Annotated in this window: 12 protein-coding genes; 11 read left to right on the top strand and 1 reads right to left on the bottom strand. The window is 68.3% G+C overall.

Features of this window, described 5'->3' with window-relative positions:
* From mtr to QZV72_RS01100, 4 genes are all read left to right on the top strand, one after another.
* The coding region (mtr, locus tag QZV72_RS01115; RefSeq protein ID WP_297004174.1) for a mycothione reductase at positions 1 to 1,403 on the top strand (1,403 nt) is incomplete at its 5' end.
* A gap of 8 nt (positions 1,404 to 1,411) precedes the next feature.
* Complete coding sequence (locus QZV72_RS01110; RefSeq protein WP_297004173.1) at positions 1,412 to 2,356, top strand: SDR family oxidoreductase; 945 nt, start codon at positions 1,412 to 1,414, stop codon at positions 2,354 to 2,356.
* Positions 2,353 to 4,986 (top strand): magnesium-translocating P-type ATPase, encoded by a 2,634-nt coding sequence (gene mgtA, locus QZV72_RS01105; RefSeq protein ID WP_297004171.1) that lies wholly within the window; start codon positions 2,353 to 2,355, stop codon positions 4,984 to 4,986. Before QZV72_RS01110 ends, mgtA begins: the two co-directional genes overlap by 4 nt.
* Before the next feature lie 564 nt (positions 4,987 to 5,550).
* Positions 5,551 to 6,990, top strand: a complete 1,440-nt coding sequence (locus tag QZV72_RS01100) for an MFS transporter (protein ID WP_297004169.1) — start codon at positions 5,551 to 5,553, stop codon at positions 6,988 to 6,990.
* Positions 6,991 to 7,155: 165 nt separating this feature from the next.
* Here the strand turns inward: QZV72_RS01100 and QZV72_RS01095 are convergent, their stop codons facing one another.
* The gene (locus QZV72_RS01095; RefSeq protein ID WP_297004167.1) at positions 7,156 to 7,782 is read right to left on the bottom strand and encodes a hypothetical protein; all 627 of its coding nucleotides are present in this window, start codon (positions 7,780 to 7,782) and stop codon (positions 7,156 to 7,158) included.
* A 220-nt stretch (positions 7,783 to 8,002) separates the two neighbouring features.
* On the opposite strand from QZV72_RS01095, the gene QZV72_RS01090 reads away from it, so the two are divergent.
* The 7 genes from QZV72_RS01090 to QZV72_RS01060 all read left to right on the top strand — a co-directional run bounded on the left by QZV72_RS01090 (position 8,003) and on the right by QZV72_RS01060 (position 21,897).
* Positions 8,003 to 9,466 (top strand): lipase family protein, encoded by a 1,464-nt coding sequence (locus QZV72_RS01090; RefSeq protein WP_297004165.1) that lies wholly within the window; start codon positions 8,003 to 8,005, stop codon positions 9,464 to 9,466.
* A 102-nt stretch (positions 9,467 to 9,568) separates the two neighbouring features.
* Positions 9,569 to 15,877, top strand: a complete 6,309-nt coding sequence (locus tag QZV72_RS01085; protein WP_297004163.1) for a DUF4011 domain-containing protein — start codon at positions 9,569 to 9,571, stop codon at positions 15,875 to 15,877.
* A 110-nt stretch (positions 15,878 to 15,987) separates the two neighbouring features.
* Positions 15,988 to 16,788, top strand: a complete 801-nt coding sequence (locus QZV72_RS01080) for an ABC transporter ATP-binding protein (RefSeq protein WP_297004161.1) — start codon at positions 15,988 to 15,990, stop codon at positions 16,786 to 16,788.
* Positions 16,785 to 17,708 (top strand): ABC transporter permease, encoded by a 924-nt coding sequence (locus QZV72_RS01075; RefSeq protein ID WP_297004159.1) that lies wholly within the window; start codon positions 16,785 to 16,787, stop codon positions 17,706 to 17,708. The genes QZV72_RS01080 and QZV72_RS01075 overlap by 4 nt, the downstream gene beginning before the upstream one ends.
* The gene (locus QZV72_RS01070; RefSeq protein ID WP_297004157.1) at positions 17,708 to 18,769 is read left to right on the top strand and encodes an ABC transporter substrate-binding protein; all 1,062 of its coding nucleotides are present in this window, start codon (positions 17,708 to 17,710) and stop codon (positions 18,767 to 18,769) included. The genes QZV72_RS01075 and QZV72_RS01070 overlap by 1 nt, the downstream gene beginning before the upstream one ends.
* The gene (locus tag QZV72_RS01065) at positions 18,766 to 20,148 is read left to right on the top strand and encodes an LLM class flavin-dependent oxidoreductase (RefSeq protein WP_297004155.1); all 1,383 of its coding nucleotides are present in this window, start codon (positions 18,766 to 18,768) and stop codon (positions 20,146 to 20,148) included. The genes QZV72_RS01070 and QZV72_RS01065 overlap by 4 nt, the downstream gene beginning before the upstream one ends.
* A gap of 165 nt (positions 20,149 to 20,313) precedes the next feature.
* Positions 20,314 to 21,897 carry a DUF3375 domain-containing protein gene (locus tag QZV72_RS01060; RefSeq protein ID WP_297004153.1) on the top strand — a complete coding sequence of 528 codons (1,584 nt, stop codon included), beginning with the start codon at positions 20,314 to 20,316 and terminating at the stop codon, positions 21,895 to 21,897.
* Positions 21,898 to 21,938: the final 41 nt, after the last annotated feature.

Here is a 21,938-nt window from a genome sequence, read left to right as displayed (position 1 = left end):
TCGGCACCGGTTCGGGCAACTCGATCCCCGAGGACCTCAACGACCGCAGGATCGCCATCGTCGAGAAAGGCGTCTTCGGCGGTACCTGCATCAATGTCGGGTGCATCCCCACGAAGATGTACGTCTACACCGCCGATGTCGCCCGCGAGCTCTCCGAGGCGTCCCGCTACGGGCTCTTCCCGGTCAACCCCGGCACCGGGCAACCGGTCGAGCCGCCCCGCTGGCGCATCGACTGGGACGGTCTCAAGGAACGTGTCTTCGGCCGTCGCATCGACCCGATCTCCCGCGGCGGCGAGGAGTACCGGCGTGGCGACGAGACACCGAACATCACCCTGTACTCCGATGTCGCCAGGTTCACCGGTGACCGCACGCTGCAGATCGGCACCGGGGAGGATGCCACCACCGTCACCGGCGACCAGGTCATCCTCGCCACCGGCACGCGCACCTGGGTGCCGCCGGTGATCGAGGAGTCCGGGGTGCGTTACCGCACGAATGTCGACGTGATGCGGATGGAGCAGCTGCCGCGCACGATGGTGATCCTCGGCGGCGGGATCATCGCCGTGGAGTTCGCCCACGTCTTCTCCGCCCTGGGTGTGGAGGTGTTCGTCATCAACCGGTCGGATACGCTGCTGCGTCGTTTCGATGAGACGGTGAGCAGCCGGTTCACCGAGGTCGCCGGAACACAGTGGACGAATCTGCTTGGCCGTACGGTCACCGGCGCCCGCGAGCACGGGGGTCTGGTCACCGTCACCCTCGACGACGGCCGGGAGATCGACTGTGATGAACTGCTGCTGGCCCAGGGGCGTGTCCCGAACTCGGACCTGCTGGACTGCACTGCCGGTGGGGTGGAGATCGACGACAGGGGAAAGATCGTCGTCGACGAGTTCGGCCGCACCTCCGCGGACGGGGTCTGGGCCCTGGGGGACGCCGCCAATGACCTCGAGCTCAAGCATGTGGCGAACCAGGAGGCCCGGGCGGTGTTCCACAATGTCGCCTCCCCCGATGAGTTCGATCTGGAGCGGTTCAAGCACGACAACGTCCCCGGCGGGGTGTTCAGCCACCCCCAGATCGGGTATGTCGGCATGACCGAAGCCGAGGCGCGGGCGTGGGCGGAGGAGAACGGTCGCACCGTGACGGTGAAGGTGCAGGAGTACGCCGATGTCGCCTACGGCTGGGCGATGGAAGACACCACCGGATTCTGCAAGCTCATCGCGGACGCCGGGTCGCGCCGTCTGCTCGGCGCGCACATCATGGGACCGCAGGCGGCGACGCTGATCCAGCTGCTGGTCACCGCCATCGAGTTCGATCTTGACCTGGTCGACTTCGCCCGTGGGCAGTACTGGCCGCACCCGTCCCTGTCTGAGCTGGTGGAGAACGCCGTGCTCGGGCTCGAGTTCGAGTAGGCCGTGGGGTGGGTGGCGTGAGCGGTTACAGCGTGGTGACGGGGGCGGCGTCCGGCATCGGGCTGGAGGTCGCCCGTACCCTGGCCGGGGAGGGACGCCGCCTCGCACTCACCGACCGGGACGAGGCCGGGTTGGCGTCGCTGCGGACGGAGCTGGAGGACGCCACCCCCGGTGCGGTCGTGGACGTGACCTGCCTGGATGTCGCCGACCATGAGGCGGTGTCGGCCTGGGGTGCTGCGTTGGTGGACGCACACGGCGCACCGGAGGAGGTCTTCCATGTCGCGGGCATCGCTGTCTGGGGCGATCCGACCACGCTGCCGCACGAGAAGTGGGTGAAGGTCATCGACGTCAATCTCCTGGGCACGGTGAACGTGGTCGAGGCGTTGGTGCCCGCCATGGCTGACGCGCCTGCGTTGACGGGTCGGGAGGGACGCCGCCTCCTCGGTCTGCTGCCGGGCCGGAAACGCTCGCGGCACCTGTGCTGTGTCTCCTCGGCGGCGGGGTTCCTGGGGTTGCCGTGGCACGGGGCCTATGCAGCGTCGAAGGGTGGTGTGCTGGGGTTGTGCGAGGTGCTGCGGTTCGACCTGGCGTCCTCCGGGATCGCGGTGCACTGCGCTGTACCGGGGGCGGTCGACACTCCCCTGGTCCGCACCATCGACATCGACGGGGTCGACCAGTCAAAGCCACGGGTGGCGAAGGCGAAGGGCCTGTTCCAGGGCATCGCGGTGACACCCGAGGAGGCGGCGTCCTCGATCGTCGGTGGTGTGCGTAAGGGCCGCTACCTGCTGTACACCAGCCCGGACATCCGGGTGGGGCGCTGGGCCCAGGTGAACCTGCCGTGGGCGTACCGGGGTGTGATGCGGCTGCTGAACCGTGGCCTGCGGTGGGCGGCGAAGGACGCCGGGACGCACGTGAACGGCGGACCTCCACGTGGGGTAGAACCGGAGGTGTGAACTCCACACCGACCACCGCGTCCGCACTGCCGGACCTCCCGGAGCGCCCCTGGACCCTGTCCGCGGAGAATCTCCTCACCGCTGTCGGCGGTTCCCCTGACGGACTGTCCGCGGGCGAGGCGGCCCGTCGTCTGCCCGCCACCAGGGCGAGGGCGGTCACCGCTTCCGGGGCGAACGCACCGTGGCGGCTGCTGGTTAAGCAGTTCACCAGCCCGATCATCATCATCCTCATCGTCGCCACGCTCATCGCCGGTGTTCTCGGAGACTGGCTGGACACGGTCATCATCCTGCTCATCGTCGCCCTCTCCGGGCTCCTGGACTTCGCCCAGGAGCGCGGGGCGCAGGCCTCGATGGACCGGTTGCTGGGCAGTGTGCGGCTCACCGCCACCGTGGTGCGCGGTGGATCGCCCGGTGAGGTCCCCTTCGACGATGTGGTGCCCGGTGACATCATCCGGGTCGGCGGTGGAGATGTCCTGCCCGCGGACGCCGTCGTCCTCACCGCCACCGACCTGCAGTCGGACCAGTCCTCACTGACCGGGGAGACCTTCCCCGTGGACAAGGAACCGGGTGTGACCGGGGCGGACACCCCGCTCGCCGACCGGAGCAATCTGCTGTACTCCGGCACCCACATCGCCTCAGGGTGTGGTACCGCCGTCGTCACCGCCACCGGACGCGACACCGAGTTCGGGCGCGTGAGACAGTCCCTCGCCCAGAAGCGGAGGCCCACCGGATTCGAGCGCGGAATGACCCGTTTCGGACTGCTGCTCACCAGGATCATGGTGGCACTGGTTGCTGTCATCTTCATTGTCAACCTCGTCCTCGACCGTCCGGTCGTCGATTCTGCCCTGTTCTCCCTGTCCCTGGCCGTGGGGTTGACCCCGCAGCTGCTCCCCGCGATCGTCGGACTGTCACTGGCCCAGGGGTCGAAGGTCATCGCCCGGCACCGGGTCATCGTCAAGCGGCTCAACGCCATCGAGGACTTCGGCGCGATGACCGCACTGTGCACCGACAAGACCGGCACGATGACCGCCGGAGAGATCCACCTCTCCGCCCCGTTGGACCTGCACGGGAAGAAGTCCCCTGCCCTGCTGCGCACGGCGTCACTCAATGCGGTGCTGCAGTCCGGCAAGGCGAATGCCATGGATCAGGCGGTCATCCGGGCCGCCCACGGCGCCGGGCTCGACCTGTCACGGTCCCGGATGCTCGCCGAACTGCCCTACGACTTCACCCGTAAGCGGATGTCCGTGCTGGTCGAAGATCCGGAGAGCGTGTGCTCGCCGTTACTGGTCACCAAAGGGGCGGTGGAGAAGGTGCTGGAGGTGTGCACCGGGGCGCGCATCGACGGTGCGACCGTACCGTTGTCCGACTGCGTCGCAGACGTCCGCGGCGTCGTCGAGGATCTCGGGTCGCGGGGCTTCCGCGTCCTCGCGGTGGCGACCGCGCAACCGGCCGGTGACGGTGCGGGGTCGGCGGACGACCTCCCGGTCGAGGAGAATCTCACCCTCGTCGGGCTGCTGAGCTTCGCCGACCCGGTGAAGGCGGACGCCGCCTCCACGATCGCCGATTTTGCCGATGCAGGGGTGACCGTGCGGATGATCACCGGGGACGCCCGACCGGTCGCCACCCACATCGCCGGCGAACTCGGACTGGACCCGGCGGCGGTGATGAGCGGTGCGCAGATCGACGCCCTCTCCGACGTGGATCTCGTCGACCGGTCCGGGCGGATCCGGGTGTTCTGCGAGACCACCCCGCATCACAAGGAGCGCATCATCCGCGCCCTCGGCCGACGCGGGGAGACCGTCGGATACATGGGGGACGGCATCAACGACGCCCCGGCGCTGCGGGCTGCGGATGTCGGCATCTCGGTGACCGGGGCTGCGGATGTGGCGGCGGAATCAGCGTCCATCGTCATGCTGGAGAAGGATCTGCGAGCCCTGCTCGACGGGATGCGGGCCGGTCGTCGCACCTTCGCCAACACGATGAAGTACATCCAGATGACGACGAGCGCGAATGTCGGGAACATGATCTCCATGGCCGTCGCCTCGGTCGTCCTCCCCTTCCTGCCGTTGCTGGCGTCCCAGATCCTGGTGATCAACCTGCTCACCGACCTGCCGGCGACGGCGATCGCCACCGACCGGGTCGATGACCGGCAGCTGCGCCACCCGCAGCGGTGGGACATGCGGTTGATCCGCAACTACATGCTCGTCTTCGGGGTGCTGTCCTCGGTGTTCGATCTGATCACCTTCGCCGTACTGCGCTGGGGTTACGGCGCAGGGGAGTCCGAGTTCCAGTCGGCGTGGTTCCTCGGCTCGGTGCTCACCGAGGTACTGGTGCTGTTCAGTCTGCGGACGCGGGGCCCGGCATGGCGGTCCCGCCCCTCGGGGATCCTGGTCCTGCTGTCCGCACTCGTTGCGGTGGTGGCTTTCGGGGTGGTGCTCTCCCCGGTCGGCGACCTGCTGCACCTGGAGGTCATTCCGTGGTCCCTGGTCGGCCTGACGGTACTCGTCGCGATGGTGTACGTGGGTGTGACTGAGCTGGTGAAGCCGGTGTTCTGGCGTCATCGCGCACATCGGCCCGAGCGACTTCGGTTCCCGGTCGCCCGGCACGCCGTCACACCGCCGGCCCGGTAGCCGGTGGGGCTCTCACCCGGCCCCCGGGGCCCCGGCCGCGCGCACCGACCGCCGACCGCTGTGGCGTGTGGGACGGCCCCGGCTCATGTCAGGAAGTATCTCGGGTGAATTTCTCAGCTCCGGCGCCGTGCAGGATCGTGCCCGCAGCGGGCCGGGGGGCCTCCTGACACAGCTCCACCCGCCTGACCACCAGACCAAAAGCACCTCCACCTGCGGCAACTTAGTTCACCCCAAGTTCACCACAGCAACCAGCGTAAACGCCGGTCACCATACCATATATGACTAACAATGAACAACAATCAGCTTGCCCACATTGATAAGTCGGATATACAGTAGAACCCGTCTTTCATTATCAGAGGCCTTAACCGGCGTCACCACGGCCCCGCACACACCCGTGCCCGGGACCCGGCACATGAAACCCCGACGAAAGGACAGCGGACCAGGACGACCCCGCCCACCGCATACCCCGGAACCCCGGAAGGACGGCTGACCACAGCTATGTTCGGATCACACCCGAGAACCCCCACCACCCCGACCAGGGGAAAGAGGTGGCAGGCAGAAGACGTGACCGTCACCGAGCCCGCCACCGTCCGACGCGCCATCAACGCCGCAGCCATCGGCAACGTCACCGAATGGTACGACTTCGGCGTCTACGGCTACCTCGCCCTCACCATCGAGGGGGTGTTCCTCCCGGAGGATTCCGGTGCTGCCGGCAAGATCATCGTCGCCGGCCTGTTCGCCGTCTCCTTCCTCGTCCGCCCCTTCGGCGGCCTGGTCTTCGGCCCGCTGTCCGACCGCATCGGCCGTAACCGCGTCCTTGCGATCACCATGGTCATGATGGCGACCAGCACCTTCCTCATCGGACTGATCCCCTCCTATGCCGCCATCGGCATGCTCGCCCCCTTCCTGCTGCTCGCCTGCCGGCTGCTGCAGGGCTTCTCGACCGGCGGCGAATACTCCAACGCGATGACCTTTATCTCGGAGTACGCCCCGGACCGCAGGCGCGGCTTCTTCGGCAGCCTTCTGGAGGTCGGTACCTTCGGCGGCTACGTCCTCGGTGCGTCCGTCGCCGTGATCCTGGAGGGCATCCTCACCGACGACCAGATGATGTCCTGGGGCTGGCGCCTGCCGTTCTTCGTCGCCCTCCCGCTCGGATTCATCGGCATCTACCTACGCACCAAGCTCAAGGACACCCCCGCATTCGAGGCCCAGGAGGCCGCGAAGAACGCCCCGGAGTCCGAGTCCCACGACGCCCGCGACTTTGAGGGCCACGAGTTCCGGAAGATCCTCTCCCTCTGGCCCTCGGTCCTGGTGTGCTGCGGCCTGGTCATCGCCTGGAACGTCACCAACTACATGCTGACCTCCTTCATGCCCTCCTACTTCGACGAGGTCGGCGACCGGCAGGACGGCTACGAGATCACCAGCCTCACCGCGAACATCATGGAGATCATCGTCATGGTGGTCTGTCTGGTGCTCATCCCCGTGTTCGGCAGGCTCTCCGACCGCATCGGACGCCGCCCGATCGTCCTCGTCGGCTGCCTGTCACTGATCGTGCTGGCGGTCCCGTCGATCCTGCTGATCCGGACCGACAACCTGGTCTGTGTCTTCCTCGGCCTGCTGATCATGGGACTGTCCCTGATCTGCTTCTCCTCGATGATGCCGTCGACCCTGCCGTCCCTGTTCCCCACCGTGGTCCGCGCCGGCGCCCTGGCGATCGCCTTCAATGTGTCGATCTCCCTGTTCGGTGGCACGACCTCCACGGTGATGGAAGCGCTGATCTCCGCGACGGGCAACCTGATGTGGCCGGCGTTCTACCTCATGCTCGCCGGTGCCGTCGGCCTGGTCGCCCTGCACTTCCTGCCGGAGACCAACGGCCGGCCGATGTGGGGCTCCAACCCCGCCGCCGAGACCGAGGAGGAGGCCGCGCTCCACGCCGAGGAACTCAACCGTGAGATCGAGGACCTGGAGCGCGAAGCCAACAGCGTCCACTCCGCGACGCGGTAGGACGCACCCCGGGAGGACGCCCGCAGGACGCCTCCCCTCTCGCCCCCACTCCACCCCTACTCTCCGCCCCCCCACTCCGCCCGGTCGACCGTTTCAGGTCGGTCGGACGGGGTTTTTGAGGCATCCGGCTTGGCCTTCGACGACTCCGCCGGGCCGGCTGCCCCGTCAGCCCTCCGGACACATGTAGAGATCCGTGGGGTCGGGGGAGTCGTCGTACCAGTAGTCCTCGTAGCGGACAAACCCATCAGGATGTCCGTACATCTCGTCGATCCGGCCGGTGGCGCTGAACTCCACGGAACCGTCGACGCCGAGACTCTGCCGGTGCTCCCCCGCCTCAACGTCGTACGGGCACACGGGATAACTGCCGCGCTCCCAGGAGCCACTGTCGACGGTGTCCCGGTCATGGAAGTAGGTCGCCCGTCCCTGTGGGTCGGACGGGTCTCCCTCATCATGCAGACAGATCACCACCTGGTACCTGTCGAGACCCTGGGCCGCATAGAACCAGGGGTCGTCACCGGCGCACATCGCAGAGGTCCCCTCCCACCCGGCGTCAGTGAGTTCAGCGGGACGGTCCGCCGTTCCAGAGACCGGCCCGTCGCCGGCGTCCACCGAATCTTCTCCACCGCTTCCCCTGCCGGGTGCGAAGGCGAGGATCAGGCCGACCACCACGAGCACCGCGACGGCCGCTCCGCCGATGACGAAGGTGGTGCGCCGCTTCCGTTGCCGGTCCGCTTCGCCCACGAACGGGTTCGACAGGTCTCCTCCCCGGCTTCCCCACTGATTGCCGGTCATCGTCATCCTCTCGTTTGCGGACGCACCGCGGAGAGGTGTCCCCGCCCTGCACTGCCGTGAATTCTTCAGGTTCCGGGAGCATCACAGTACCGCGCAGGTGCCACCTTCTCCCCGCCAGGTCAGGTGCTTCAGGGTGGTCAGGCCGGGATTTTCCAACCTGAGGCACCCGACCCGCGCACGGGAACCACGGTTGTGGTTTCATCTGCCTTAGAATCCCGGCATGACGTTCACTCACCGGATCTTCACCGCCGGGCTCTCCACTCTTTCCTGCCTCGTGCTCACCACTGCTGGAACAGCCGTCGCCGGAGCAACACCAGCCACCACAGCCGCCGACACAGTGAACGACTCGGGCCACACAGGCTCGACAGCCACAGCCCCCGGCGTCCCACCGGCCCTGGTGGCGGCGGACCCGACGATTGCACATCCCGCGGACGACCCCTTCTACACTCCCCCGGCGTTCATCCCCGCGACCCCGGGCAGCCTGATCCGTGACCAGTTCGCCCCGCACCTGCTCGCCGGGTTTGCCGCAGTAGACCGGAAGGACGCCCCGAGCACCCCCGCCCGCGCCGACAGGATCCTCTACACCACCACCGCCCAGAACGGCTCACCCGTGGCCACCAGCGGCTTCGTCATGGAACCCGCCCGCCCCTGGACCGGTGAAGGCCCCACACCCACCATCGTCTTCGCACCTGGCACCCGCGGCGCCGGCGACTACTGCGCACCCTCACGCGCCGGCAATCTCCTCGCCAGCGCCGACCCGATTTCCGGGAACATCAACCTGAACTACGAGTACCCCTTCTACGCGATGGCTTCGGCCGCCGGCTACCGGGTCATCGTCACCGACTACATCGGCCTCGGCACACCCGGCCAGCACACCTACGTCAACCACACTGAGGAAGCCCATACGGTGCTGGACGCCGCCCGTGCCGGACTCTCCTTCGCCGGCGCGCCCGCGGACTCCCCCGTCGCCCTCTTCGGCTACTCCCAGGGTGGTGGGGCAACGGCCGGTGCCGCGGAACTCGCTGCGTCCTACGCCCCGGGACTGAACCTCAAGGGGGTGTTCGCCGGAGCCCCGCCGGCGAACCTGGAGGATGTGACCGACACCGTCGAGAATTCCATGGGCGGCACCGTCCTGGGGTTCGCCCTCAACGGCGCGATCGCCCGGAATCCGGAGCTGACCCCGCTAATTGACAGGTACTTCAACGACGAGGGCAAGGCGTTCCTCGCCGAGGCCGCCGGGCAGTGCACCTTCACCATGGACACCTCCGCCCCGGACCTCAGCGGCATCGACCCGACCGACCCCATGGCCTCGATGATGTTCAACTCGCGCGAACTGACCCGCGACGGCCGCTCCTTCGGCGACATCATCCATCAGGACGCCCAACTGCGCGGCGTCCTGATGGGACCGGACTACCTGCTCGGCGACCGGCCGGTGGACGTGCCGGTGCTCATCCTCGGCGGCACCAACGACGACACGATCCCCTACGGCCAGACCCGTCAGCTCGCCGAGGACTACTGCGCCTCCGGAGCGACGGTGACGTTCCTCACGGACGACACCCCGGTCGTCCTGCCGGGCACCGGGCTTGGCCATGCCATCCCCCAGGCCAACCACACACAGCAGGCCCTGGACTGGCTCGGCGACCGGTTCAACGGGGTGGCGGCGACGTCTGACTGCCGGGGATGAGGTGAGCAACTGGTGCTGGGGCGGAAAGTACTAGACTCAGACCGTCTCACACTCACAGCTGTGCCCCGCTCCGGGCACCCTCATGCGACAGAAATGATCAGGATGCCCACCACCTCGCTGTACAACCGGATCGACCTGCACCTCGACGACCTGAGAATCAGCCTGTTCTACATGGGGGTCACCAACCACGCCCTCGCCCACAACCGCATCCCGGTCGTCAGGTTCATCGAACTCTCCCTCCCCGAGGACGCATCCGCCGCGTCCCCCGCCGGTGAACTCACCATCTCCGCCGCCGTGGACGGTGACCAGCTCTTCTCCAGCGGGCCGATCCCCTTCCCCTCACTGGAACCCGGCACCAGCGGCTACCTGGAGCCACACGCCGCCACGCGGGTCCCGACCGCGCGGACCCTGGCCTCCACCGAGGCGCGGACCGGCGATATGACGGTCCTGGTGACCGTCGGCGACCGTGCCGACGAGCAGACCGTCGACCTGGACATCCTCGCTCCCGACGAGTGGTTCAATTCCCCGCTCTACTACGAGTCCCTCGCCGCGTGGGTCCAGCCGAACTCACCTGCGGTCACCCCGGTGCTCACCGCTGTCTCCGACATTCTGCGGCAGCACACCGGCGACGGCTCCGTCGGCGGGAACCAGGGCGGCCCGGAGCGCACCGTGGAAATCGCCGCGGCGGTGTTCGAGGCGCTGCGGGCCCACGATATCCGCTACATCAACCCGCCGGCGTCCTTCGAGTACTCCGGTCAGCGCGTCCGAACCTCCGGTCGGGTCCTCAGCGACCGGATGGGCACCTGCATCGACCTGTCGCTGACGTACGCGGCCGTCGCGGAACAGTGCGGCCTGCTGCCGGTGGTCATCATGCTCCCCGGCCACGCGATGGCCGGTGTCCTGCTGTCCGACGACCCGCTGCCCACCCCGGTGATCACGGAGCCGACGGTGATCAACAACTACATCCGCAGCGGCCGGGTCCTGCCGGTGGACGCCGTCTTCTACGACGCCGACAGCTCCTTCCGCACGGTGGTGGAGAACTCCCGCCGTCAGCTGAGGGACACGGTGGTCCACGGTCTCATCGACATCAAGGGGTCACACCGGGACGGGATGCGGCCGTTCTCCGACGGCACCGCCGGTTCACCGACCGTCCAGGCCTCAGAACAGCTCACCGAACAGCTCACCGACCAGACGCAGGGCACCGCGGGCACCGCCGACTCCTGGGCGCTGCCGGACACCGGCGACGGTTCCGGGGCGGACGCGACCTCCGCGGTCTTCCGTGACGTCGACGACCCGTCCCCGGTCCGGGTGCAGAAGTGGAAGCGGGAACTGCTCGACCTCTCGCTGCGCAACCGGCTGCTGAACATGCGTCCCGGCCCCGAGGTCCTGGACCTCCGACTGGCCCCGGGCAGTCTCGCGGAACTCGACGACCAGATCCACGCCGGCCAGAGGATCGCCGTGCACCCGGTCGACGATGTCTCCGACAACCGTCGGCTGCAGGGCATCCACCGCATCACCGAACTGCCGGCCGAGCAGGTCGCCGCGGATCTCACCGACCGGCACCGCGTCTACGCCGATCTCACCGACGCCCGGTACGCCTCCTGGTTCCGCAACCTCAATCGCTCGGTGCGCACCTACACCGAGGAGACCGGCTCCTCGAATCTCTACCTCACCCTCGGCGCGATGCTGCACGAGAATTCCGCGGGCAAGCCTGCCCTGGCTCCGTTGTTCCTCATTCCGGTGAAGATCGTGGGCGGACGCGGCAACGCGCGGTTCCAGCTCCAGGTGGACACCACCGCTGAAGCGACCCCGAACCACTGCCTGGTGGAGTGGCTGCGCCAGGTCCACAATGTCTCCATCGACGCCCTGGCCCGGCCGAAGCTCGACGCCTCCGGGCTGGACATCGCCCACGCCCTGTCCGCCATCTCCGCCGCGCTCATCGAGTCCGACCTGCCCTACACCGTGGTGGAGTGTTCCCGGCTGATCATCGCGAAGTTCTCCACCTACGGCATGTGGAAGGACCTCCGGGACAACTGGGAGACCTTCCTGGACGCCCCGGTGTTCCGTCACCTGACGACGAAGGCGGGGGACGCGTTCGTCGACCCGGTCGCACAGGCCACCGGAGTGGCGGCCAGGGATGTCGTGGCCCGCGAGGATGAGCTCGCCCTCCCGGTGTCCGCTGACGGCGCCCAGTTGCAGGCGATCACCGCGGCGGCCGAGGGGTACAGCTTCGTCCTGGAGGGCCCGCCCGGGACCGGCAAGTCCCAGACCATCACCAACCTCATCGCCCACTGCATGTCGCTGGGGAAGAAAGTCCTCTTCGTCGCCGAGAAGCAGGCTGCCCTCGATGTGGTGCGCGACAGGCTGGCCCGGGTCGGACTCGGCCCGTTCACCCTGGACCTGCACGGCACCGAGCAGAAGCCGGCGGCGATCCGCCAGCAGCTCAAGGAGTCCGTCGACGCCGAGGTGCACTACGACATGCACCTGTGGGACAACGCGGTGGCGAACCTCCGGTCGAGGCTGGCCCCGTTGGCCGAGTACCCCGGTCAGATCCACGACCGCAACGGCGCCGGGTACTCGCTGTGGTCGGCGGTCTCCACGCTGACGTCGATGGACGAGGGGCCGGTAGCCCCGGTGCCGGAGAAGGTCGTCGCCGCCCCGTCGATGCCGGTGGAGAAGATGCAGTCGATGGTCTCCGGGTTGGCGACCCAGGCCCAGATCACCGACTTCTCCACGATCACCCGGTGGACGCTGGTGGGCACTCTTCCGGCGGCGGAGCAGAGGATCCTCGCCGCCCATGCCCGGCTCACCGAGGCCCGCGCGGTCCTCACCGCCGTGCCGGAGATCACGGGACTGCTGGAGGACGATGACGTTCCGGCGCTGATCGACCAGCTGCGCACCGTGGAGGCGATCCCCGAGGACAGTCGACTGACGCCGGCGGACTGCGCACGCCTGGCCCACTCCGAGGAGCGGTTGAAGTCCCTGGCCACCGAGGTCGACCGGCTCAAGGGGGACTTCGCCGGGGCAGCGTCCCTGTTCTCGGCGTCCTTCATCCGTTCCGGTGACCCCACCCCGGTACTGGCGGCGCTGGAGGCGACAAGGAAGGGCATGTTCGGCAGGAAGAAGCGACTGGACGCCTACCGCTCCGCACTGGCTGTCGCGGTGCCCCCGTCGGTGACGGAGATCGACGTGGAGACGGTGTACGCGCCGGAGCGGGTGGAACCTCAGTTGCTGCGGCTGACCCAGCTGCGGGACGTCGCCGCGGACATCGACCGGAAGATCTCGGAGATCCCCGGGGCGGAGTCCTTCACCGGGCGCTCCCCCGCCGATCCCGACCTGCCGGCGGATCTGTGGCAGCGCGGGGATGACCTGCGCCAGGCTGTCGCGGACTCCTCCACGGCCCCGGAGCTGCTGGCACTGACGGGCCGGATGCAGTCCGCCTGGTTGGACGCCGCACTGTCGGACACCCTGACCGATATCGAGGACGCCTGGGCGTCCTGGTGCACCGCACTGGATGCCACCCCTGAATCGGTGGCGCAGTGGGTCAACGCGACCGGTACCGCCACCCGGATCGAGGCGTGGTTGACCTGCGCGGACGCCTGGGCCACGGATCTTGCCGCCACCGGTGACCTGCTGATCACCCGCGCCGTCCAGTGGGAGGATGCGGCCAGACCCCTGCGTGATGCGGGGCTGACCGCCTTCGTCGCCCGCGTCGAGGACGGCACTCTCGCACCCCGGGACCTGGACATGGCACTGCGCCGGGGCCTGGCCGAGGCGTCCGTGTCCGAACGCAGCCGACGGTTCAACCTGCGGTCGTTCCACCGGACGCTGCGCGAATCCGAGCTGACCGAGCTGACCCGGGCGATCGGGAAAGTGCAGCAGGAGGCCACACGTGCCCTGCCCGCCCGGCTGCTCGCGCAACGTCCGTTCACCCCGGGACGCCTCGACGGCCGCGCGGCGTTGCTGCGCCGTCAGCTCGACGCCAAGCGCAACGCGAAGTCCTTCCGTACCCTGCTGGGCGAGTTCGGCGAGGAGATCCTCTCGGTCGCCCCCTGTTTCTTCGTCTCCCCCGCCTCGCTGGCGACCTTCGTCGATCCGACCGCGGTGACCTTCGACCTCGTCATCTTCGACGAGGCCTCCCAGGTGACCGTGGACCAGGCGGTGGGCGCGCTGGGTCGCGCCCGTGCCGCGGTCATTGTCGGTGACAGCAAGCAGATGCCGCCGACCCGGATCGGCAAGACGACCACGGGTGGCGGTGACGATCTGCCGGAGGACGCCGATGCCGCGGAGAGCACGGACGCCATGACCGCGGTCGACGACCTGGAGTCCATCCTGTCGGAGGCGGTGGAGTCCGGTCTGCCGCAGCTGTGGTTGTCCTGGCACTACCGCAGCCAGGACGAGTCGCTCATCGCCTTCTCGAATGAGCGCTACTACGAGGGACATCTCTCCAGTCTCCCGTCTCCCGGTGGCGTGCCGGGCGCGGGGGTGTCCGTGGCGCGGGTGGACGGCCAGTTCATCCGCAAGGCGGACGTGAAGGCGGGCCTGGGAACGCTGGGCACCAATCCGGTGGAGGCCCGTGCCATCGTCGATTCGGTGATCCGACGGGTCAATGATCCGCTGACCAAGGATGAGTCGATCGGCGTGGTGACCTTCAATGTGCCGCAGCGTGACCATATCCTCGATCTGCTGGAGGAGTGCGGGGATGCGTTGGTGACCCGGCGTCTGGTGCCCGGGCCCGACGGCATCTTCGTGAAAAACCTCGAGAACGTCCAGGGTGACGAGCGCGACGTGATCCTGTTCTCCACGGCGTTCTCGAAGCAGTCGGACGGTCGGTCGATGCCGATGAACTTCGGCCCGTTGTCGCGCACCGGAGGCGAGCGCCGTCTCAATGTGGCGGTCACCCGGGCGCGCAAGGAGGTGGAACTGTTCTGCTCCTTCGACCCGACCGAGATCGACCCGAACCGGACCAGTTCCGCCGGGCTACGTGACCTGCGCGGCTACCTGGAGGCGGCGATCGAGCACGCCGGGCCCGCCGCGTCCCGCAACGCCGCCGCGGTGAACACCAACGTCCTGCGCGATGATCTCGCCGCGGCCCTGCGGGACCGTGGCTGGATCGTGGAGACCGACTTCGGCCTGTCGTCCTACACACTCGACCTGGTCGCGCGCCCGGCCGGTGACGAGCGTTGGCATGCCGCGATCCTCACCGACGGTGACCGGTGGTCGGAGATGCCCACCGTCGCCGACCGCGATCTCACCCCCGGACTGCTCGGGAAGCTCATGCACTGGGCGTCCACCGTGCGGGTGTGGCTGCCGGAGTGGATCGAGGACCGGGAGGCGGTCATCGACCGGGTGGACGCCGAGATCCACGCCGCCGGCGAGAGGATCGCCGAGCAGGACGCCGCCCGTGCGAAGGTTCTCGCCGAGGCCGAGCGCGCACTGGCGGCGGAGCGTGAGCGCATCGCCGATGAGGAGCGGGCCGAGGCCGCGGCACGCGAGCAGGCCCTGGCGGAGCTCGGCGAGGGGGTCGTTGACGCCACCGGTACTGTCACCGCGGCCGGTGCGGTCGACGCGGTCGAGGTGGAGGACATCGTCGACGATATCCTGGGGCGCTCCGACGAGGACGCCGACGGGGAGTCGGAGGCGGTCCAGTGGACCGACGAGGACGTCCACGCCGGGCCCGCGTCGGCACATGCCAATCCGTTCACGCTTCCCGTGACGTCGAGCCCCGCGAATCCCTTTGCCGCGCGGCCGACGCAGGAGATCGCGGAGCCTTCCGTCGCCCCTGTCCCGTCCGGGTCCGCTCCGTCCGGGTCCGCTCAGTTTGGGGCCGCTCAGTTTGGGGCCGTCGACTCCCCGGTCGACGCGAGTCCGCTGCCGACCGACGTCGCCTACGTCCCGTTGCAGACCGGCTCCCCGCTCGGTGAGCGGGAGGAACTGGAGGCGGGGTTCTCGACCGCCCGGGTGGCCGAACTGCGCGAGAGTGTCGCCGCGATGATCTCGGACTCCGCTCCGGTGCGCCTGGATCACCTGTGGTCCGCGGTGGCCAAGAGGTTCGGACGGCAGAAGACCTCGATGAGGATCAACGGGACCATCGACGCGCTGATCCCCACGGAACTCATCCACAGCGAGTCCCCGTCCGGGGAGGCGTCCACCACCTTCGTCTGGCCCACCGCCGCCGGCCCGGACGCGTGGAACCACGTGCGTCGTTCGGAGGGACGCAAGCTGCCGGAGATTCCACTGGGGGAGATCGCCTGCGCGGCACGTCTGGTCCTCGCCGGGCAGCCCTCGTTATCCGGCGAAGACCCCGACACCCGCGAGAAGCTCCACCGCGCCGTGCTGGGTGTCTTCGCCATCAGCCGGCTGACGAAGCCGGCGAAGGACCGCATCGACGAGGCGCTGGGACTGCTGTAGCTCATCTGCGGGTCATCGGTGGTGCCCCTGTCAACCGCCCCCGCGTTGTTCAGAGTGACAAGAATGAAACCTGTTGACCGATCCGGGAATGACTGACAGCATTCCCGGCCATGAACAACAGACCACCCAGAATATCCGTCCGGAATGTGACGAAAAGTTTTCCCGTCGCATCCGGCGACACCCTGACAGCACTCGACGACACCTCCCTCGACATCACCGACGGGGAATTCCTCTCCCTGCTCGGACCCAGCGGCTGCGGAAAGTCCACCCTACTGGACCTGCTCTCCGGACTCACCACCCCGACCAGCGGTGAGATCCGCATTGACGGTGAGCCGGTCACCGGCCCGGGCACCGACCGGGGCATCGTCTTCCAGCAGTACGCACTACTCCCCTGGCGCACCGCACTCGGAAACATCGAATTCGTCCTGGAGAATTCCGTCAGCAGCCGACGCGAACGCAGGAACACTGCCCGGAATTTCCTCGACCTTGTCGGACTCGGAGATTTCGCCGACCACTACCCGTCCAAACTCTCGGGCGGAATGAAACAGCGCGTCGCCATCGCCCGGAGCCTGTCCCACGACCCCTCGGTCCTGCTCATGGATGAACCGTTCGCCGCCCTCGACGCCTTCACCCGGGAATCCCTGCAGGACCTCCTGCTGACCATCCGCGAGGAGACGGGGAAGACCATCGTCTTCGTCACCCACAGCATCGATGAAGCTGTCTACCTCTCCGACCGGATCGCCGTGATGACCGCCCGCCCGGGACGCATCCGCACCGTGGAGACAGTGGACATCGACCGCACCGTCGCCGACGTCCGCTCCACCGCAGCCTTCAGCGACCTGCGCCACCGGCTGTGGCTGCAGCTCCAGCAGGAGACCACCACCACCGCCGCCGCAGGAGTTCTCCGATGACCACCCTCGCCCCCGACACGCCCCACACGACGTCCACCGCGTCCACCGCGTCCACCACGCCCGACGCCTACTCCACCACCGGCACCTCCCCCGGTTCCTCCCCCGCCGACCGGGGATCCGGTCCGGGACGGCTCGCCTCACGGCGTCCCCGCCTCACCCGTGGAGCGCACCGCGTCCCCGGCGGACGCCTGCTGACCCGGTCCGCGCTGATCATCGTCTTCCTCGCCCTGTGGGAGATCGCCCCGCGCAACAACTGGGTGAACCCGACATTCCTGCCACCGTTGAGCGACGTTCTCGCCGCCGGGCAGAAGCTCCTCGCCAACGGCACACTCGCCGAACACCTCGGTGCCAGCCTCACCCGGTCACTCGTCGGATTCACCCTCGCCGCCGTCGCCGGGGTCGTCCTCGGCCTGCTCATCGGGTGGTACACCTTCCTCGCCGATCTGCTCACCCCCTTCCTCGAGATCTTCCGCAACACCGCCGCGCTGGCCCTTCTGCCGGTCGTCACCCTGCTGCTGGGCATCGGCGAGACCTCGAAGATCTCCCTGGTCGTCTACGCCGCACTGTTCCCGGTGCTGCTCAACACGGTCACCGGGGTGCGTACCGTCGACCCGCTCCTCGTGCGCTCGGCCCGGTCGCTGAACCTGCGTCCGCACCAGATCTTCATCAAGGTGGTGCTCCCGTCCTCCGTGCCGTCGATCTTCACCGGCCTGCGGATGGGGGCGGCGGCGTCCATCCTCGTCCTCGTCGCCGCGGAGATGATCGGTGCGAAGTCCGGACTCGGGTACCTCATCCAGGCGTCACAGCTGAACTTCCAGATCGCCAACATGTACGTCGGGATCATCACCATCGCCGTGCTCGGTCTCATCGCGAACTTCGGCCTGCTGGCCGTGCAGCGCCGGCTGGAGAGGTGGCGGTGATGAAGACCCTGTCGACGACACTCACGCACACACTCAAGAACACTCTGCGCGCGGCGGTGGGCGTCCTCACCGCCGGAGCCCTCGGTCTCTCCCTCGCCGCCTGTGGCGACGATACCGGAGCCACCGTCGACGACGACGGCCGCTACGTCCTCAACTACCAGGGCACACCGGGGACGGTGTCCCTCCCGGAACTCGCCGATGACCTCGGATTCTTCGAGAACACGGCACTCAACCGGGTCAGTGACACCTCCTCCGGCCCGGTGGCGATCCAGAACGTCGCGACCGGCGAGACCGACTTCGGCTCCGCCTTCAACGGGGCGATCGCCAAGCTCCGGGCGTCCGGCTCGGACATCACCGCCGTCGTCGACTCCTACGGGGCTGACGAGGAGACCTACAACGGCTACCTGGTGCGCAAGGACTCGGACATCCGCACCGGCAAGGATCTCATCGGCAGAACCGTCGGCATGAACACCCTCGGCGCCCACGGAGAGTTCATCACCCGCGAGTGGCTGCGCCAGCAGGGACTCACGCCCGAGGAGATCGGGAAGGTCAATCTCGTGGTCGTTGAACCGGTCAACAATGAGGAGGCCCTGCGCACCGGGCAGATCGACGTCGGCTCGATGAGCAGTGTCTTCCTGCAGCACGCGAAAGAGTCCGGCGAGTACCGCGAACTGTTCACCGACAAGGACCTCTTCGACCAGTTCTCCTACGGCTCCTACGTCTTCCGCGACCAGTTCATCAGGGATTCCCCGGAGGCCGTGGAGGACTTCGCCCGGGGCATCGCGCGGGCGATCGCCTGGTTGCAGACCACCGACCGCACCGAGGTGGTCGACCGCTACCGCACCATCATGGAGGGCCGCGACCGCAACGAGGACCCGGCACTGGCCGAGTACTACCGCAGCTCGTCGATCCCGAAACGCGGCGGCGTGATCCAGCCCGAGGAGTTCAGTATCTGGACCGACTGGCTGGTCCGCAGCGGCGATCTCGGCGACGGCGAGCTCGACCCGGAGGACCTCTACACCAACGACTTCAACCCCTACGCCACAGGAGAACTGTCATGACCGAGCACCACCTCACCGACCAGCTGGTCCTCAACGCCTTCGTCTACCCGGAGGGACACCACGAGGCCGCCTGGCGGCACCCGTCGACCACCCCGGAGCGACTGTTCGACCCGGAGTACTTCATCGACATCGCCGAGACCGCCGAGCGTGGTCTGCTGGACGCGATCTTCTTCGCCGACAGTCCCGCCGTCACCGGGGACGTCGAGCTGCGCCCCGGGGCGGGATTCGAACCGTTGACGCTGCTCTCCGCCATCGCGGCGCGCACTGAGCACATTGGGCTGGTCGCGACGGCGTCCACCACCTACAACGAGCCGTACAACCTGGCCCGCGCGTTCGCCTCCCTCGACCTCATCTCCGGTGGCCGGGCCGGCTGGAACATCGTGACCACCGCGGCAGAGGTGTCCTCGGCGAACTTCGGGCTGACCGGGCACCCCTCGGCGGAGGAACGGTACGCCCGCGCCACCGAGTTCGTCGAGGCGGTGCTGGCACTGTGGGACTCCTGGGAGGAGGACGCCCTGGTCATCGACCGCGACGCCGGCCGCTTCGCCGACCCGGCGCGGGTGCATCCGGCGGACTACCGGGGCCGGTCCTTGGCCACGAGGGGGCCACTCAATGTGCCCCGCTCGCCGCAGGGACACCCGGTGCTGGTCCAGGCAGGGTCCTCGAATGCGGGCCGCGCCCTGGGCGGACGCTTCGCCGAGGCGATCTTCACCGCTCACCAGCGGTTGGAGGACGCGGTGGACTTCGCCGGGGACATCCGTGCGCGGGCGGCGGCGTCCGGCAGATCCGGGGCGGACGTGAGGATCCTGCCCGGGCTGTCGCCGTTCATCGGCGCGACGGAGAAGGAGGCGAGGGAGCTGGAGGCGGAGTTCACCGAGCTGATCAACCCGGCGTTCACCCTGCCCACGCTCAACGGGCTGTTCGACCTGGACTTCACCGAGGACGACCTGGACACGGTCATTCCGTTGTCCGCGGTTCGGGCGACCGGACGGACGCTGGACAACAACCACTCCCGGTCGCAGGTGGTGGCCGGCATCATCGAGCGGGAGCGACCGACGGTGCGTCAGCTTCTCGGCCGGCTGGCGGGAGCACGTGGGCACCGCGTGTTCACGGGTACGCCGGTGCAGGTCGCGGACACGATCGAGGAGTGGTTCCGGGCGGGTGCGGCCGACGGGTTCAACATCATGCCGCCGGCCTACCCCACCGGTCTGGAGGTGTTCGTCGACGAGGTCGTGCCGATCCTGCAGGAGCGTGGCCTGTTCCGCACGGAGTACCCGGGGACCACACTGCGCGGGTCCTACGGGCTGGAGGTGCCGGAGAACCGGTGGACCGCCCGGCGCGACGGCACGGTGGAGGGGTCGGCTCGGGTGTCCGCGTGAGTGCGGCTGCTGTATGGGCCCGCATATGGTCAGCTGGCGGGTGAACCGCTCAGCCGAACAGCCGACTGGAGAAAGGCCGACACCGGGGCGCCGGAGCACCGCAGTGTTCGATAAGCTCCCGGGCTGCACCCCCTGCCGTCCACCCCGCATGCCACAATGACGCCCATGAGCATCGAAGCACGGGCCTTGTCGGTCTCCCGTCTGCAAACTGCCTCACCCGCGGTCGCCCTACTCCGCAGCCCGCTGGCACCGGTCGTGCTCGCCATGGTGGACGAGTATTTCCCGCAGGGCACCCGGCAGCGTCCCGCCTCCGAACTCTACGAGCTGCTCGCCACGGACCTGCGCGTACTCACCACCCGCTACCCGGACCGCTTCGACCTTCCGAGGACCGCCCAGCAGTACTGCACCGACTGGGTCAAGGCCGGATGGCTGATCCGCAGGCCGGGCACCAGTGCCACCGGTGAAACCCTCGAACCCGCCGAGGAGACCCTCGCCGCCCTCGACGCGGTCACCCGCTGGGAACAGCCCCGGTCCGCGGTGACTGCCACGAGGGTGGAATCCCTCACCGAGTCCCTGCGGACGCTCGCCCGGGACATCGACCCTGATATATCGACCCGTCTGGAGTCACTGCAGGCCCGGCGGGAGGAACTGGACCGTCAGATCGAACGGGTCTCGCACGGCGACTACGAGGTCCTCGGCACCGGCGAGGTTGTCGAACGGGTCACCGACATCCTCGACCAGGCGTCCGCCATCCCCGCGGACTTCGCCCGTGTCTCCCGCGACCTGGAGGACCTCAACCGCGCACTGCGCCGGTCCCTGCTCGATCCCGAGGGGTCCCGCGGGGATGTCCTCGACGAGATCTTCGACGGAGTGGACCTCATCGGCGAGTCCGACGCCGGACGCAGCTTCAACGGGTTCTACCGCGTCCTGCTCGACCAGGAACGGGCCGCCTGGATCGACCAGTGGATCAGCGAGGTCCTCTCTCGCCCACAGGCTGCCGGCCTGCCCGTACCGGTCCGCACCCGGCTGCGCGGACTCTTCCGCTCCATGGAGGACGCCGGATCCCAGGTCAACCAGGTGATGACCGGACTGGCCCGCAGCCTGCGCAATTACGTCACTTCCGAGGAGTTCGCCGAGGACCGGCGGATGGTCGAGCTGTTGCGCGGGGCCCGGACCGCGGCAGCGGACGCTGTCTCCGGTGACGGTGACGGCGTCCGCGCCTACCGCAGGATGGAGACTCCCCTGGTGCGCATCGGCATGCCGGTCACCTCGGTCAGTGCCCTGGCACTGCGCAACCCCGGCGCGGAGACGGTGGAGCACGCCCCGCAGGAGGTTCCGACCGATGCGGTGGACGCCACCACCCTGCTCGCCGCGGTACGGACCAGCGAGATCGACCTGGAGGAACTCGAGGCGAACATTCGTGCCGTGCTGGCCGAACTGGGCGAACTGGCCGAACTGGGCGGATCGGCCGTGGATCGATCGGGCACCGGAGAGACCGGGCCGGTCACCGCCTCGGTTGCGCAGGTGCTGCACCACCGGCCGGCGACGCAGGGCCTGGCGTCCGTTGTCGGGCTGCTGCACCTGGCGATCCGGCACGGAACGTCCGCCGGCGGCACCGAGCAGGTGACCTGGGACGATGATGACGGTCACCGGCGGACCGCCACCGTCCCCCGCTGGATCTTCACCGCCGACAACACCACCGAGCACACCACCGAAAACACCACCGAAAACACGGAGGCTCCCGCATGACCTATATCTCACTTCCGTCCGGCTCACCCGACGGCCTGTGG

Source organism: uncultured Corynebacterium sp. (assembly GCF_902782855.1).
Classification (GTDB): domain Bacteria; phylum Actinomycetota; class Actinomycetes; order Mycobacteriales; family Mycobacteriaceae; genus Corynebacterium.
This window is presented reverse-complemented; position numbering and strand designations above follow the sequence as displayed.